Annotated in this window: 12 protein-coding genes and 1 tRNA gene; 9 read left to right on the plus strand and 4 right to left on the minus strand. The window is 69.4% G+C overall.

The window, feature by feature from the left end; genetic code table 11:
* The first annotated feature begins 323 nt into the window (after window positions 1-323).
* Both ODJ79_RS12710 and ODJ79_RS12715 read left to right on the plus strand, forming a co-directional pair.
* A complete protein-coding gene (locus ODJ79_RS12710) occupies window positions 324-515 on the plus strand; it encodes a helix-turn-helix transcriptional regulator (RefSeq protein ID WP_263023591.1) in 192 nt (63 codons plus the stop codon).
* Window positions 516-520: 5 nt separating this feature from the next.
* Complete coding sequence (locus ODJ79_RS12715; RefSeq protein ID WP_263023592.1) at window positions 521-1954, plus strand: tyrosine-type recombinase/integrase; 1434 nt, start codon at window positions 521-523, stop codon at window positions 1952-1954.
* A 99-nt stretch (window positions 1955-2053) separates the two neighbouring features.
* Here the strand turns inward: ODJ79_RS12715 and ODJ79_RS12720 are convergent.
* From ODJ79_RS12720 to ODJ79_RS12730, 3 genes are all read right to left on the minus strand, one after another.
* Window positions 2054-2125, minus strand: a tRNA-Arg gene (locus tag ODJ79_RS12720).
* A gap of 49 nt (window positions 2126-2174) precedes the next feature.
* Window positions 2175-2852 carry a DUF305 domain-containing protein gene (locus ODJ79_RS12725; RefSeq protein ID WP_263023593.1) on the minus strand — a complete coding sequence of 226 codons (678 nt, stop codon included), beginning with the start codon at window positions 2850-2852 and terminating at the stop codon, window positions 2175-2177.
* Window positions 2849-3655, minus strand: a complete 807-nt coding sequence (locus ODJ79_RS12730; RefSeq protein WP_411267307.1) for a DUF3105 domain-containing protein — start codon at window positions 3653-3655, stop codon at window positions 2849-2851. The genes ODJ79_RS12725 and ODJ79_RS12730 overlap by 4 nt, the downstream gene beginning before the upstream one ends.
* Window positions 3656-3740: 85 nt before the next feature.
* Between ODJ79_RS12730 and argS the strand changes: the two genes are divergently transcribed.
* The 5 genes from argS (at window position 3741) to thrC (ending at window position 9605) form a co-directional block, all read left to right on the plus strand.
* Window positions 3741-5411 carry an arginine--tRNA ligase gene (gene argS, locus ODJ79_RS12735; RefSeq protein ID WP_263023594.1) on the plus strand — a complete coding sequence of 557 codons (1671 nt, stop codon included), beginning with the start codon at window positions 3741-3743 and terminating at the stop codon, window positions 5409-5411.
* Between the two features lie 3 nt (window positions 5412-5414).
* Entirely contained in the window at window positions 5415-6800 is a 1386-nt protein-coding gene (gene lysA / locus ODJ79_RS12740; protein ID WP_263023595.1) for a diaminopimelate decarboxylase, read from the plus strand.
* Entirely contained in the window at window positions 6797-8107 is a 1311-nt protein-coding gene (locus tag ODJ79_RS12745; protein ID WP_263023596.1) for a homoserine dehydrogenase, read from the plus strand. The genes lysA and ODJ79_RS12745 overlap by 4 nt, the downstream gene beginning before the upstream one ends.
* 3 nt (window positions 8108-8110) lie before the next feature.
* Window positions 8111-8482: a VOC family protein gene (locus ODJ79_RS12750; protein WP_263023597.1), complete on the plus strand. Its 372-nt coding sequence runs from the start codon at window positions 8111-8113 to the stop codon at window positions 8480-8482.
* A gap of 73 nt (window positions 8483-8555) precedes the next feature.
* Entirely contained in the window at window positions 8556-9605 is a 1050-nt protein-coding gene (gene thrC / locus ODJ79_RS12755) for a threonine synthase (RefSeq protein WP_263023598.1), read from the plus strand.
* Here thrC and ODJ79_RS12760 read toward each other — a convergent pair.
* Window positions 9591-10049 carry a MarR family transcriptional regulator gene (locus ODJ79_RS12760; protein WP_263023599.1) on the minus strand — a complete coding sequence of 153 codons (459 nt, stop codon included), beginning with the start codon at window positions 10047-10049 and terminating at the stop codon, window positions 9591-9593. The two genes, thrC and ODJ79_RS12760, sit on opposite strands and share 15 nt — an antisense overlap.
* A 119-nt stretch (window positions 10050-10168) precedes the next feature.
* Between ODJ79_RS12760 and ODJ79_RS12765 the strand changes: the two genes are divergently transcribed.
* Both ODJ79_RS12765 and ODJ79_RS12770 read left to right on the plus strand, forming a co-directional pair.
* Window positions 10169-13423: an efflux RND transporter permease subunit gene (locus ODJ79_RS12765; RefSeq protein ID WP_263023600.1), complete on the plus strand. Its 3255-nt coding sequence runs from the start codon at window positions 10169-10171 to the stop codon at window positions 13421-13423.
* 57 nt (window positions 13424-13480) lie between these two features.
* Entirely contained in the window at window positions 13481-14719 is a 1239-nt protein-coding gene (locus ODJ79_RS12770; RefSeq protein WP_263023601.1) for an MFS transporter, read from the plus strand.
* Window positions 14720-14723: the final 4 nt, after the last annotated feature.

The raw sequence follows: 14723 nt of genomic DNA on the forward strand, positions 1-14723 counted from the left end.
GACAGAACTGACAGAACTGACACAACCCCTGCCCGACCGAGGTTCTGTCAGTTCTGTCAGTTCTGTCAGCCACACACCGCACCCCCGCCCGACACGCCGCACCGCCCGGCCGCCCAAAACCGGCCGCCTGAGAAGCACGCAGGGACATCGGTGCATCCAGTCATACCAACCCTACACAGATCTTGGCTCCATGGCGCTCTCAGCGGGCCGTCCTGAGCTGTTCTGCCGACCCGGGACCGCCACGGTCCCCCGAACACCCCTCACGCGCGGAACGGGCGCACAGGGCCGTTCCGCGGCCCCCGTTGCTCATCTAGGAGGTAGGTGTGGCTACCCGCCGCGCGCACCTGACCATCGTCGAATTCTGCGAAGAGATCGGTATCGGGCGTTCCACCTTCTACGACTGGCGTACGAAGCGCCGGGCGCCCCGCTGCATCAAGTTGCCCAATGGCGAACTGCGAATCCGCCGTGCCGAATACGAGCGCTGGCTTGACGCGCTGGAAGAGAGGGCCGCCTAGTGCCGGTGACGTACGACGTCCGCATCTACGAGATCGATGTCTACAAGGGCAAGACCACCACAACCTATTGGGTGCAATGGAAGATCGCCGGGAAACTTCCGCTCAGGAAACGGCCCTTCAAACAGAAAGCTCTTGCCGTCAGCTTCCGGTCCGACCTCATCGCGGCGGCCCGCAAAGGCGAGGCGTTCGACGTGGTCACCGGCAAGCCGGTCTCGATGAGTCGCGAACTGCAGGACATGAGCTGCTATGAGCTGGCGTGCAGGTACATCGATCTTAAGTGGCCCCGGGCAGCAGCCATGACGCGCAAGACCAACGCTGAAGCGCTGACCGCCGTTCTACCGCTGCTCTTCATAGGTACCAAGGGAAAGCCGGACGACAGGCTCATCCGCACAGCGTTGCGCCGATGGGCCTTCAACACCACGGCACGTGCGGCCGAGGATCAGCCGGACGAGATCCGGCGCGTCCTCACGTGGGTCGAGCGCAACAGTCGACCGGCGGCCGATCTCACGGACCCCAAGGTGCTCCGCACCGTCCTCGACGGACTGACGCTCAGATTGGACGGAAAGCCTGGCTCGCCGGTCGTGGTCACGCGCCGCCGGAAGATCTTCACGGGCATGTTGGAATACGGGGCGGAGATCAACGCCCTGTCCGAAAACCCATGGCCCGCGTTCAAATGGACACCGCCTCGGACCGCTAGCGGCGGAATCGATCGCCGAAGCGTGGCGAATCCGATGCAGGCGCGCACCCTGCTCGTGGCAGTGCGCCAGCAGGGCAGGATCGGCCCTCGCATGGTCGCGTTCTATTCGTGCCTGTACTACGCCGGCCTCCGGCCGGAAGAGGCGGTCGGCATCCACGTACCTCGCAATTTCGAGTTGCCGAGCCGTGATGACGAGTGGGGCGAATTCGTCCTGGACGTCGCCGAGCCGCACGCCGGGAAGGCATGGACCGACTCCGGCAAGAACCGCGACCGGCGACAGCTCAAGCAGCGCGCTATCGGCGATGTCCGCCGGGTGCCCTGCCCGCCGATCCTGACCGCGATCATCCGGTGGCACATCGAAGCGTTCGGCCTCGGACCCGGCGGCCGGCTGTTCGTGGGGGAACGCAACAAGGACGAACTGCCGATTCTCACGATCAACCGAGTCTGGCGGCAGGCCCGCCAAGCGGTGTTCACGGCCGAGGTCTACGCCTCGCCGCTCGCCGAGACGCCGTACGACCTGCGGCACGCGTTCGTCTCGACGAACCTGAACGCGGGGATCTCCCCGACCGACGTCGCCGAGATGGCGGGTCAGTCACCTGAGGTGCTATGGCGCAACTACGCCAAGTGCCTCGATGGGGGAGTGGCCGAGCTGCGCCGTCGGATGGAAGCGGGCTTCGGCGGGCGGCCAGCCGCGCCGCGCTCCGGTACGTCCTCGGTACGGATCACCGTAGAGGGCCGGTGACGGCCGGACACAGCCGGACTGACGAGGAAGGCCGCTGACCTATGTTCGTGCTGGTCAGCGGCCTTGTTGGCGCAGGTAGATCATGATGTCCGAATTGAGTGCCCCCGGCAGGATTCGAACCTGCGCTTTCGCCTCCGGAGGGCGACGCTCTATCCCCTGAGCTACGGGGGCTCAGTGGTTCCAGAGCCTAGCAGGCCGGTCGGAACCACCGCCAACGGGGCTACTCGGTGCCCTGGATCTTCTTCAGGAGGTTGTCGATCACGGTGATCTCGCCCTGCTGGGAGGTGACCATCGTGCCGGCCAGCCATTTCACGTCGCTGTTGTGGGAGAGCTTCTGGGCCTCCTGGGCCATGTGGATGCCGCCCAGGTGGTGCTGGCGCATCAGCGTGAGGTACTGCACGTCCAGGTCCTTGCCGGTGGCCTTGCGCAGGTCGGCCAGCTGCTCGGGGGTCGCCATGCCGGGCATCAGGCCGTTGACCACCGAGCCGGCCGAGTCGGGCATCCAGGCCATCGGCTCCTGGGTGCTGGTCGGGCTCAGGTGCCAGTCGCGCAGCCAGGCCTGCATGTAGCCGATCTGGCCGTGCTGGGTGAGGGCGATGTCGGACGCCAGGTACACGATCTCCGGGTTGTCGGACTTCTCGTGGGCGATCATCGACATCTCGACCGCCTGGGCGTGGTGGACCGCCATGTCGCGCAGGAAGCCGGCCTCCACCGAGTCGTCGCCCGGCGTGGTGAGGCGGGGCACCAGCAGGCCGACGCCGAGGCCGAGGAGGGCGCCGACGAACAGTGCCGCGATCGCCAGCAGCCAGCCGCGGCGGCCGCCGCGGCCGGCTGTGGGTGTGTCGTCGGGGGCGGCGGCCTCGGCCGCCGTCTCCGACTCGGTGGGGACCGAGGTCACTTGCCGTTGCCCATGCTCGTGCCGTTGGAGGCCGCGGTGACCGGGCCGGTCGTGGTGTTGCCGCCGGAGCAGGAGACGCCGGGCTCGAGGGCCGCCACGACCCGCGTGTCCTTGATGAACTCGTCGATCCGCGGGTCGTTCACGTCGTCGGTCTTGAGCTGGTAGCCCCAGACCTGGACGGAGACGCTCTTGTCGAGGCCGGCGTACGGCGACATGAGCGTGTAGTCCTTGCCCTGCACCTTCTTGGCCAGGACGGCGACCTGGTCGGCGGGGAGACCCTGCTTGTACGTGACCCAGACGGCGCCGTGCTCGAGGCTGTGCACCGCGTGCTCGTTGGCGATCGGCGCGTCGTACACGTCGCCGTTGCAGTTCTGCGGGGTGGGGTTGTGCGCGCCGCCGACCGGCGGGCTGGTCACGTAGGTGAGCGTGCCGTCCTTGTGGGTGCGGTCGTCGATCTTGGGGTTTTTCTGGGCGCGGTAGTCGACCACGCCCTTGATGTCGGCGACCTTGTCCTCCCAGCTGCGGGAGCCCTGGATGACGCTGTACACGCCGAAGCCGATGATGGCGATGGCGATCAGCGCGACGGCGCCGATCACCAGGATCGGGCCCATGCTGCGGCCGCCGCTGACCTTGACCGGGGTGACCGGCTTCTTGCCCTTGCCGCCGCCGGCTTTCTTGGCGGGGGTGGTCTTCTTGGCGGCGCCGGTCTTCGCCGGACCCGTGGGCGGCTTGCCCTGGCCGGTTGTCTTACCGACCTTGACGGAGGACGGGACCCGCTCGGGACCCGGCGTACTCATGCTCATCGTGCCTCGTCGATTCGTTATCTGCGGAAGGGCGGGGCTCGGGTGGCCGCCGAGTGCGAAAGTCTACCCCCGATAGCATGGTTGGGTGACTCCCGCCGACCTTGCTTCCACCGTTCTCTCAGCTGCTCGTGCCCTGTTCGAAACGCGTGGGCTTGATGTCTCGATTCTGCCCGAGACGACGACCATGGAGCGACCGCGCAACCCCGAGCACGGCGACTACGCCTCGACGCTCGCCCTGCAGCTGGGCAAGAAGGCCGGGGTGGCGCCGCGTGAGCTGGCCGCGGCCCTCGCCCAGGAGCTGGAGAAGCACCCGGCGGTCCAGGAGGTCGGCATCGCCGGTCCGGGCTTCCTCAACATCCGGCTCGACCCCGCGGAGATCGCCAAGGCGGCCCGCGACATCCTCCGCGCCGGCGCGGACTACGGGCATTCCGACACGTTGGCCGGCGAGCGGATCAACCTGGAGTTCGTCTCGGCGAACCCGACCGGTCCGGTGCACATCGGCGGCGTGCGGTGGGCCGCGGTGGGCGACGCGCTGTCCCGCCTGCTCCGCGCCGCCGGCGCGGAGGTCGGCACGGAGTACTACTTCAACGACGCCGGCGCGCAGATCGACCGTTTCGCCCGTTCGCTGTACGCGAGCGCGAAGGGCGACCCGGCCCCCGAGGACGGCTACGGCGGCGCGTACATCGCTGAGATCGCGACCGCCGTCCGGGCCCAGGCCCCCGACGTGCTGCAGCTCGGCGAGGCCGAGGCGGTCGAGACGTTCCGGCGGATCGGCGTCGAGCTGATGTTCGCGGAGATCAAGGCGTCGCTCGGCGACTTCGGCGTGCAGTTCGACACGTACTTCAACGAGAAGGACCTGCACGAGCGGGGCGAGCTGCAGGAGGCCCTCGACCGCCTGCGGGAGCAGGGACACGTCTTCGAGACCGACGGGGCCGTCTGGCTGCGCACCACCGAGTTCGGCGACGACAAGGACCGGGTGCTGCGCAAGTCCGACGGCGACTGGACCTACTTCGCCGCCGACTGCGCCTACTACCTCGACAAGCGCAAGCGCGGCTTCGAGCGCTGCGTGTACATGCTCGGCGCCGACCACCACGGCTACGTCGGCCGGATGAAGGCGATGGCCGCCTGCTTCGGCGACGACCCGGCGAAGAACATCGAGATCCTGATCGGCCAGCTGGTCAACCTGGTCCGCGACGGCGAGCCGATGCGGATGAGCAAGCGGGCCGGCACGGTCGTCACGCTGGAGGACTTCGTCGACGCCCTCGGCGTCGACGCCACCCGGTACGCCCTGGCCCGCTATTCGAGCGACTCGCCGATCGACATCGACATCGACCTGTGGACCAGTGCGAGCCGGGAGAACCCGGTCTACTACGTGCAGTACGTGGCGGCGCGGACGGCGAGCGTGGCGCGGCAGGCCGAGGCGGTCGGGCTGCGCCGCGGGGACGAGGGCGACTTCCGGCCCGAGCTGCTGGTCAACACCAAGGAGACCGAGCTGCTCAAGGCCCTGGAGGAATACCCGGAGACGGTGAGCCGGGCGGCCGAGTTGCGCGAACCGCACCACGTGGCCCGCCTGCTGGAGAAGATCGCGGGGGAGTACCACCGCTTCTACGACGAGCCGGAGTGCCGGGTGCTGCCGAAGGGCGACGAGCCGATCGGCGACGGCAACCGTGCCCGGCTCTGGCTGAACGACGCCACCCGTACGGTGATCGCTAACGGGTTGGGTCTGCTCGGGGTCTCGGCCCCCGAAAGGATGTAGGGCATGCGAGCTCATGAGGCCGGGGCGCTGCACGGCGACCTCGGTTACCGGGGGCCTGCCTGGTTGCGTACGCCCGAGGACGTCAACGCCCTCGTGCCGCAGCTCTGGCCACGCACCGTGACTCGTACGGACGCCGGGGTCCTGCAGATCGGCGGCGTGAGCGTGGCCGACCTCGCGACCGAGCACGGCACACCCGCCTACCTGCTGGACGAGGACGACCTGCGGGCCCGGTGCCGGGAGTTCGCGGCGGCGTTCGGCGATGCGGACGTCTACTACGCGGGCAAGTCGTTCCTGTGCAAGGCGGTGGTGCGGATCGTCGAGGAGGAGGGCCTGTTCCTCGACGTCTGCTCGGGCGGCGAGCTGGCGGTGGCCCTGGCGGCCGGCTTCCCGGCGGAAAAGATCGGCTTCCACGGCAACAACAAGTCGGTGTCCGAATTGTCCCGCGCACTGCAGGCGGGCGTGGGTCGGATAGTCGTGGACTCATTCGACGAAATAGCCCGCTTAACGGACTTGTCCGAAAGGTTCCACAAGCGGCCAAGTGTTCTCATCCGCGTCACGGTCGGTGTCGAGGCTCACACCCACGAGTTCATCGCGACCGCCCATGAGGACCAGAAGTTCGGCTTCTCCCTGGCCGGCGGGGCGGCGTTCGCGGCCGCCGTCAAGATCCTCGACGAGGGCGTTCTCGATCTCCGAGGGCTCCACTCGCACATCGGCTCGCAGATCTTCGACACGTCCGGCTTCGAGGTGGCGGCGCGCCGCGTCCTGGAGTTGCAGGCCCAGATCCGCGACGCCCGCGGCGTGGAGCTCGAGGAGCTCGACCTGGGTGGCGGCTTCGGCATCGCGTACACCACGCAGGACGACCCTTCCACCCCTGGTGACCTGGCCAAACGCATCAACAAGATCGTTGAGGGCGAGTGCGAGGCGGCGAACCTCCGCAAGCCGCGCCTGTCGGTCGAGCCGGGCCGGGCGATCGTCGGGCCGGCCGTCTTCACGCTGTACGAGGTCGGCACGGTCAAGGACGTCGACGGCATCCGCACCTACGTGAGCGTCGACGGCGGGATGAGCGACAACATCCGCACCGCGCTCTACGACGCCTCCTACTCGGCGACGGTGGCCGGCCGGGCCAGTGCCGCCGAGCCGATGCTGGCCCGCGTCGTGGGAAAGCATTGTGAAAGCGGGGACATCCTCGTGAAGGATGAATTCCTGCCCGCCGACGTGCAGCCCGGAGATCTTCTTGCCGTGCCGGGCACCGGCGCGTATTGCCGGAGCATGGCCAGCAACTACAACCACGTACCTCGGCCGCCGGTGGTCGCGGTGCGCGACGGCGCCTCGCGCGTGATCGTGCGCCGCGAGACCGAGGACGACCTGCTCGCATTGGATGTTGGATGAGCGTGAGTAAACCGATCCGTCTGGCCCTTCTCGGCTGCGGCACCGTCGGCTCGGAGGTGGTCCGCCTGCTGCACCACCAGGCCGACGACCTGACGGCCCGGATCGGCGCCCCGCTGGAGATCGTCGGCATCGCGGTTCGGCGCCCCGGCCGCGAGCGCGGTGATCTTCCCATCAAGGAAGACCTGTTCACCACCGACGCCCTCGGCCTGATCAAGCGGGACGACGTGGACGTGGTCGTCGAGGTCGTCGGCGGCATCGAGCCGGCCCGCACCTGGCTGGTCGAGGCGCTGCGCGGCGGGAAGAGCGTGGTCACGGCGAACAAGGCGCTGCTCGCCGAGGACGGCGCCGCGCTGCACGACGCGGCCGCGGACGGCGGCGCCGACCTCTACTACGAGGCGTCGGTGGCCGGCGCCATCCCGCTGTTGCGCCCGCTGCGCGAGTCGCTGCACGGCGACAGCGTCACCCGGGTCACCGGCATCGTGAACGGCACCACCAACTTCATCCTGTCGTCGATGGACGCCTCCGGGGCCGGCTTCAGCGAGGCGTTGGAGGAGGCGACCGAGCTCGGGTACGCCGAGGCCGACCCCACCGCCGACGTGGAGGGCTTCGACGCCGCGGCCAAGGCGGCCATCCTCGCCTCGCTCGCGTTCCACACCCGGGTCACCGCGGCGGACGTGTTCCGTGAGGGCATGACCGGGGTGACCGCCGGCGACATGGCCAGCGCCAAGGAGATGGGCTGCACGATCAAGCTGCTCTGCATCGCCGAGCGCGGCCCGGACGAGAACGGCGTGGAGTCGGTCAGCGTGCGGGTGCACCCCGCGATGATCCCGCGCAGCCACCCGCTGGCCAGCGTCGGCGACGCGTTCAACGCGGTCTTCGTCGAGGCGCAGGCGGCCGGCCAGCTCATGTTCTACGGCCGCGGTGCGGGCGGCACGCCGACCGCGAGCGCGGTGCTCGGCGACATCGTGGCGGCGGCCCGCAACCGGCTCTCCGGCACCCGGGCGCCGAGCGAGAGCAACTACGCCCACCTGGCGATCCGCCCGATCGGCGCGGCCGTGACCCGCTATCACGTCAACTTGGACGTGGACGACCGCCCGGGCGTGCTCGCCGCGGTCGCCGGGGTCTTCGCGAAGCATGAGGTGTCGATCGCGACGGTCCGCCAGTCGGGCCGCGAGGAGGACGCGAAGCTGGTGATCGTGACCCACGGCGCCCCGGACGCCAACCTCGCGGCTACCGTCGACGCACTGTCGCAGTTGGGCATTGTCCGGTCCATCGCCAGCGTGCTGCGCGTCGAGGGAGGGGTCTGAGCCGTGCTCGACCACGTGGGGTTCCAATGTGCCGACCTGGCCGCGAGCGCGGCCTTCTACGACGCGGTGCTCGCCCCGCTGGGCGGCAGCCGGCTGATGGACTTCAAGGTCGCCATCGGCTACGGCACGGGCGGCCACGCCGACTTCTGGATCAGCGAGCTCAGCGAGGGCGACGGCTTCCGCGAGTCGCACATCGCGTTCGCGGCCGCCTCGCGCGCCCAGGTGGACGCGTTCTTCCAGGCGGCCGTGGCGAACGGCGCCGAGGTGCTGCACGAGCCGCGGATCCACGACGAATACCACGAGAACTACTACGGCGCGTTCGTTCGCGACCCGGACGGCAACAACGTCGAGGCGGTCAGCCACCGTCCCGAGTAATGGACTTTCGGTCCCAAGATTCGGTGCCCTGGGGCACCCTGGGTGCCGCCACCCAATAACGGAGGAGTCGACCATGTATCGGGGATTGATCGAGCGCTATCGGGACCGCCTGCCGGTCACCGACGCCACCCCGGTGGTCACGCTGCACGAGGGCAACACGCCGCTGGTGCCCGCGCCGGTGCTGTCCCAGCGGGTCGGCGCCGACGTCTACCTCAAGGTCGAGGGCGCCAACCCGACCGGCTCGTTCAAGGACCGCGGCATGACCATGGCCGTGTCCAAGGCGGTCGAGGACGGCTCGAAGGCGATCATCTGCGCCTCCACCGGCAACACCAGCGCGTCCGCCGCCGCGTACGCGGCCCGGGCCGGCCTGACCTGCGCCGTGCTCGTCCCGCAGGGCAAGATCGCGCTGGGCAAGCTGGCCCAGGCGCTCGTGCACGGCGCCAAGCTGCTGCAGGTCAACGGCAACTTCGACGACTGCCTCGCGCTCGCCGCCAAGCTCTCCCAGGACTTCCCCGTCGCGCTGGTCAACTCGGTGAACATTTTCCGCCTGCACGGGCAGAAGACCGCGTCCTTCGAGATCGTCGAGGCGCTCGGCGACGCCCCCGACATCCACTGCCTCCCGGTCGGCAACGCCGGCAACATCTCGGCGTACTGGATGGGTTACCTCGAGGACAGCGCGGCCGGCAACGCCACCAAGCTGCCGAAGATGTACGGCTTCCAGGCCTCCGGCGCCGCCCCGATCGTGAACGGCCAGGTCGTCCCCGAACCGTCGACGATCGCCACCGCGATCCGGATCGGCAACCCGGCCAGCTGGACCAAGGCGCTGGACGCCCGGGACGCGTCCGGCGGCCTGATCGAGGCGGTCACCGACCGCGAGATCCTCACGGCGTACCGGCTGCTCGCCCGCGAGGTCGGCGTCTTCGTCGAGCTGGCGAGCGCGGCCAGCGTGGCCGGCCTGCTGCAGCAGGCCGAGGCGGGCCGGGTGCCGGCCGGCGCGACCGTGGTCTGCACGGTGACCGGTCACGGCCTCAAGGACCCGGAGTGGGCCATCTCGACCGCGCCGTCCCCGACCACGATCCAGAACGACGTGCTGGTCGCGGCCCGTGAGCTAGGCCTGGCCTGACTCTCCGGACTCCTCCTCGGCGGCCTTCACCAGCAGCAGCGACGCCCGGGCGACCGCGTCCAGCTCCTCGGCTGAGAGCCGGCTGAGGATCGCGCGCATTCTCGCCTCCCCGGCGTTGAAGATGCTGGCGATGAGTTCGCCGCCCTTCCTCGTGAGCCCGATCCGGCGTACCCGCCGATCGCGCTGGTCCTCGGTGCGGGTCACCAGGTCCTGCTGCACGAGTCGATCGATCATGCCGCTGAGCGCAGCCAGCCCGACACCGAGCATCCGCGCCAGCTCGCCGCCCGATACATTGCCGTGCCGGGCGAGCAGCATGAGGATCTTGAATTGCGACAACGTCAGGTGGGACGAGAACAGCGGATCGGAGCGGTCGTACCCGAAGATCTGCTGGAGCCGCTCCTGGGCGCCCATAATGTCCGCGATGAGCTGTTCGTTCCCGGTCAACGCCAACCCTTCTGCTGTAACGCGCTGATGGCCGGACGCTACCGCACCCCGGTGGAAAACCATTTGTTCGCGTCAGGCAAACTATTCACACAGGCCGAACTTTTACCGGGGGAGTGCCCATGTCATACCTGACCCGGCTCAGTCTCGCCAACCGGGGACTCGTAGCCCTGATCGCGCTGGTGATCTCCGGCTTCGGGATCTTCGCCATCCCTTCGCTCAAGCAGCAGCTGTTCCCGTCGATCGAGTTCCCCGCCGCGTTCGTCGGCGCGACTCTGCCCGGCGCCAGTCCCGAGCTCATCCAGGACCAGGTCACCGAGCCGATCGAGAACGCGGTCAAGGGCGTCGACGGCATCGAGAGCGTCAGCTCGACCACGTCCGAGGGGTCGGCCACGGTCACCGTGACGTTCGACTACGGCACCGACCTCGACCAGGCGGTCAACCAGTTGACCACCGCGATCAACCGGATCCAGCCGACCCTGCCGCAGAACGTCGAGCCGCAAATCATCGCGGGCAGCACCGACGACATCCCGGCGATCGTGCTGGCCGCGTCCGGTGGCGCCGACGAGAGTGACCTGCTCGCGAAGCTCAACCAGACCGTGGTGCCCGAGCTCAACGCGATCGAGGGAGTCCGGGACACCCAGGTGACCGGCGCCCGCGCCAAGCAGGTCGTCATCACGCCCGACTTCGCGAAGCTCGCCGCGGCCGGGGTCAAACCCCAGTCGATCGCCACGGTGCTGCAGGCCAACGGCGTCTCGGTGCCGGCCGGCGCGGTCACCGAGGGGGACAAGTCGCTGAACGTCCAGGTCGGCAACCCGATCACCTCGGTGGACGACCTCAAGGGCCTGTACCTCACCGGCAGCAAGGGTCCGGTCAAGCTCGGCGACGTCGCCGCGGTGGAGAGCAAGCTGCCGGCGGCGACCTCGTACACCCGGACCGACGGGGTCGACAGCCTCGGCATCCAGGTCACCGCGAAGCCGACCGGGAACCCCGTGCAGATCTCCAAGGAGGTCCGCAGCAAGCTCGACAAGCTCGAGCAGGACACCGGCGCCAAGCTCACCGTGGTCACCGACCAGGCGCCCTACGTCGAGCGGTCGATCAAGAACCTGACCACCGAGGGCCTGCTCGGCCTCCTGATGGCCGTCATCGTCATCCTGGTCTTCCTGATGTCGGTGCGCTCGACGCTGGTCACCGCCGTCTCCATCCCGCTGTCCGTGCTGATCGCGCTGATCGCGTTGTGGATCGGCGACTACACCCTCAACCTGCTCACCCTGGGCGCGCTGACGATCGCCATCGGCCGTGTCGTCGACGACTCGATCGTCGTGCTGGAAAACATCAAGAGACATTTGGAGTACGGCGAGGAAAAGGGCCACGCGATCATCACGGCCGTCCGGGAGGTGGCCGGCGCGGTCACCGCCTCGACCCTGACCACGGTCGCGGTGTTCCTGCCGATCGCCCTGGTCGGCGGCCTGATCGGGCAGATCTTCTCGTCGTTCGCGATCACCGTCACGGTCGCCCTGCTGGCGTCGCTGTTCGTGGCGCTCACGGTGATCCCGGTGCTCGCGTACTGGTTCCTCAAGCCACCTCCGCCCGGCTCCGACACCGAGGCCGTCCGCCAGGCTGCCGAGGAGAAGGAGCGGCGCAACCCGCTGCAGCGCGCCTACCTCCCGGTGATCCGGTTCGCCACCACGCGGCGCTGGATCACGGTAGCCATCGGCGTGGCCGTCCTGATCGGCACCCTCTCCCTGGCCCCGTTCCTGAAGACCAACTTCCTCGACCAGTCGGGGCAGGACGCGATCAGGTTCACCCAGGAGCTGCCGGTCGGCACCAGCCTCGCCGCCACCAATGACGCGGCCAAGCAGGTCGAGGCGGTGCTCGCCGGCGACAAGGACGTGCGGACCTATCAGGTCACCGTCGGCAACGGCACCTTCAACCCGTTCGTCGGCAGCTCCGGCGCCAGCCAGGCGAGCTACCAGGTCGGGCTCGCCGAGGACGCCGACGCCGAGGTGGTCACCGACAAGCTGCGCGCCAAGCTCGACTCGATGAGCGGCATCGGCGAGGTGACCTTCGGCGACGCCAACTCCGGCCTGGGCGGCAGCGGGCTCTCGGTCGACGTGCGGGCCGCCGACCAGGACGTGCTGCAGCAGGCCACCCAGCAGGTGCAGCAGGCGATGGCGTCGACCAAGGGCGTCGCCGACGTGACCACCACGCTGGCGGCCAGCGTCCCGCGCCTGGACGTCAAGGTGAAGCGCGACGTCGCCGCCCAGTACGGGATCACCGAGGCGCAGATCGCGCAGACCGTGGCCGGCGTCTTCCGGTCGGCCCCGGCCGGGCAGATCACGGTCGACGGCGCCAGCCAGAACGTGGTCGTGTCCTACGGCACCGCCCCGGCCGACCCGGCCGCGCTGAAGGCCATGCCGGTCGTCACCCCGCGCGGCGTGGTCCGGCTCGACCAGGTGGCCGACATCAACCAGGTGGCCGGCCCGGAGAAGGTCACCCGGATCGACGGCAACCGCAGCGCCACGGTCAACGGCACCGCCACCGGTTCGGACGTCGGCGCCGCCACGAAGGAGCTGAAGAAGAACCTGTCGGCGCTCACCCTGCCGGCCGGCGCCTCGTACACGGTCGGCGGCGTGAGCCAGGACCAAGCGGACGCCTTCAAGCAGCTGGGTCTCGCCGTGCTGGCGGCCATCGCGATCGTCTTCATCATCATGGTGGCGACGTTCCGCAGCCTGATCCAGCCGATCATCCTGCTGGTCTCGATCCCGTTCGCGGCGACCGGCGCGATCGTGCTGCTGCTGCTCACCGGCACCGCGCTCGGCGTGCCCTCGCTGATCGGCGTGCTGATGCTCGTCGGCATCGTGGTCACCAACGCGATCGTGCTGATGGATCTGATCAACCACTACCGGGCGCAGGGCATGGGCGTGCAGGAGGCGGTGATCGAGGGTGGCCGGCACCGGCTGCGGCCGATCCTGATGACCGCGATCGCGACCATCTTCGCGCTGCTGCCGATGGCGCTCGGCCTCACCGGCGAGGGCGGCTTCATCTCCCAGCCGCTGGCCATTGTGGTCATCGGCGGACTGGTCAGCTCGACGCTGCTGACCCTGGTGCTGGTGCCGACCCTCTACACCATGGTGGAGAACCGGAAGGAGAAGCGGCGGGCCAAGCGGGCCGCGCGGCGGGCGGCCAAGGGCCTTCCGGTCGAGATGCCCAAGCACGCGGCCGACGACCCGGGCGCGGACATCCCGGTCGCCGTGGCGCCCGACTCCAGCGGCGGCGCGCACGAGGCGCCGGCCCAGCCCAACGCCGCGCTGCGCGGCTATACCGACCAGTTCGAGGTGCTGAAGGTCTCGAAGCGCCCGAACCAGGCGGAGTGATCGACGGCGAGGCCGGCCCAGCCGGGCCGGCCTCGCCCGTTGGTAAGATTTCCTCACGTGCCAGCAACATTCGCGGTCGTCGGCCGTAACCGGGACTTCCGTCGCCTGCTCGGGGCCGAACTGGTCGTCTTCGGGGCCGACTGGTTCGTCATGGTGCCGTTGCTCGTCCTGCTGCCGAAGCTGACCGGCAGCGGCGTCTGGGGCGGGCTGGTGCTCGCCGCCGACACCGGGATCAGCGCGTTGCTGCTGCCGTTCACCGGCACGATCGCCGACCGGTTCGACCGCCGCAAGATTCTGGTAACCGCCAACGTCTGCGCGTTCCTGGCGGCGCTGCTGCTGTTCGCCGTTCGCTCCGCGGCCACCGCTCCGCTGGCCCTGGTCGCCATCGGCGCGATGTCGGTGGCGAAGGCCTTCTACACGCCGGCCGCCTCGGCCGCGCTGCCCAACGTCGTCGACCCGGCCGACCTGCCGGCCGCCAACGCGATCTCCGGCTCGGCCTGGGGCACCATGACCATCGTCGGCGCGTCGCTGGGCGGCGTGATGGGCGAGGCCGCCGGCCCGTACTGGAGCTTCGCGGTCACCGCCGCCCTGCTGCTGACCGCCGCGGCGCTGAACGCCTCGGTCCGCCGCCCGTTGCAGGCCGCCCGGGCCGACGGTGAGGTGGCCGCGCAGACCTGGCACGCGCTGCTCGAGGCGCTGTGCTACATCGGCGCCCGGCCGCGGATCCGGGCGTTGGTCACGGTCAAGTCGGCGGCCGGCCTCGGCAACGGCGTGCTGATCGTCTTTCCGCTCATCGCCCAGTCGTACGGCGTCGGCGCGCTCGGCGCCGGCCTGCTGTTCGCGGTGCGCGGCCTGGGCGCGCTGGTCGGTCCGTTCGCGCTGCGTCCGGTGCTGAACCACCGCGGCTGGCTGCTGCCGAGCCTGGCGCTGTCGATGGCGCTGTACGGCGCGGGCTACCTGGCGATCTCGGTGACGCCGTGGTTCGCTCTGGTGCTCGTGCTGGTCTTCGCCGCGCACTTCGCCGGTGGCACCAACTGGACCCTCTCCAACTACGCCCTGCAGGGCGAGGTGCCCGACCAGCTGCGCGGCCGGGTCTTCGCCACCGACCTGATGCTGGCCACCCTGGCCATCACGGTCAGTCAGCTCGTCGCTACCGCGTTCGTCGACCGGGTGGACCCCCGGGTGATCCTGGCCGGCTGCGGGCTGGTCACCCTCACGTACGCGATCGGCTGGCGCATCGCCACCCGCAAGCTGACCCTGACCGAGGAGCCCGTCGACGCGGCGGGCCGGGACTGAGCCC

Origin of the sequence: Actinoplanes sp. KI2 (genome assembly GCF_025630775.1) — a bacterium.
GTDB lineage: Bacteria > Actinomycetota > Actinomycetes > Mycobacteriales > Micromonosporaceae > Actinoplanes.

Coding starts and splice junctions, on each gene's coding strand:
- ODJ79_RS12730 (WP_411267307.1), bottom strand. CDS start 3,655: ATGAGCATGAGTACGCCGGGTCCCGAGCGGGTCCCGTCCTCCGTCAAG.
- lysA (WP_263023595.1), top strand. CDS start 5,415: ATGCGAGCTCATGAGGCCGGGGCGCTGCACGGCGACCTCGGTTACCGG.
- ODJ79_RS12745 (WP_263023596.1), top strand. CDS start 6,797: ATGAGCGTGAGTAAACCGATCCGTCTGGCCCTTCTCGGCTGCGGCACC.
- thrC (WP_263023598.1), top strand. CDS start 8,556: ATGTATCGGGGATTGATCGAGCGCTATCGGGACCGCCTGCCGGTCACC.
- ODJ79_RS12765 (WP_263023600.1), top strand. CDS start 10,169: ATGTCATACCTGACCCGGCTCAGTCTCGCCAACCGGGGACTCGTAGCC.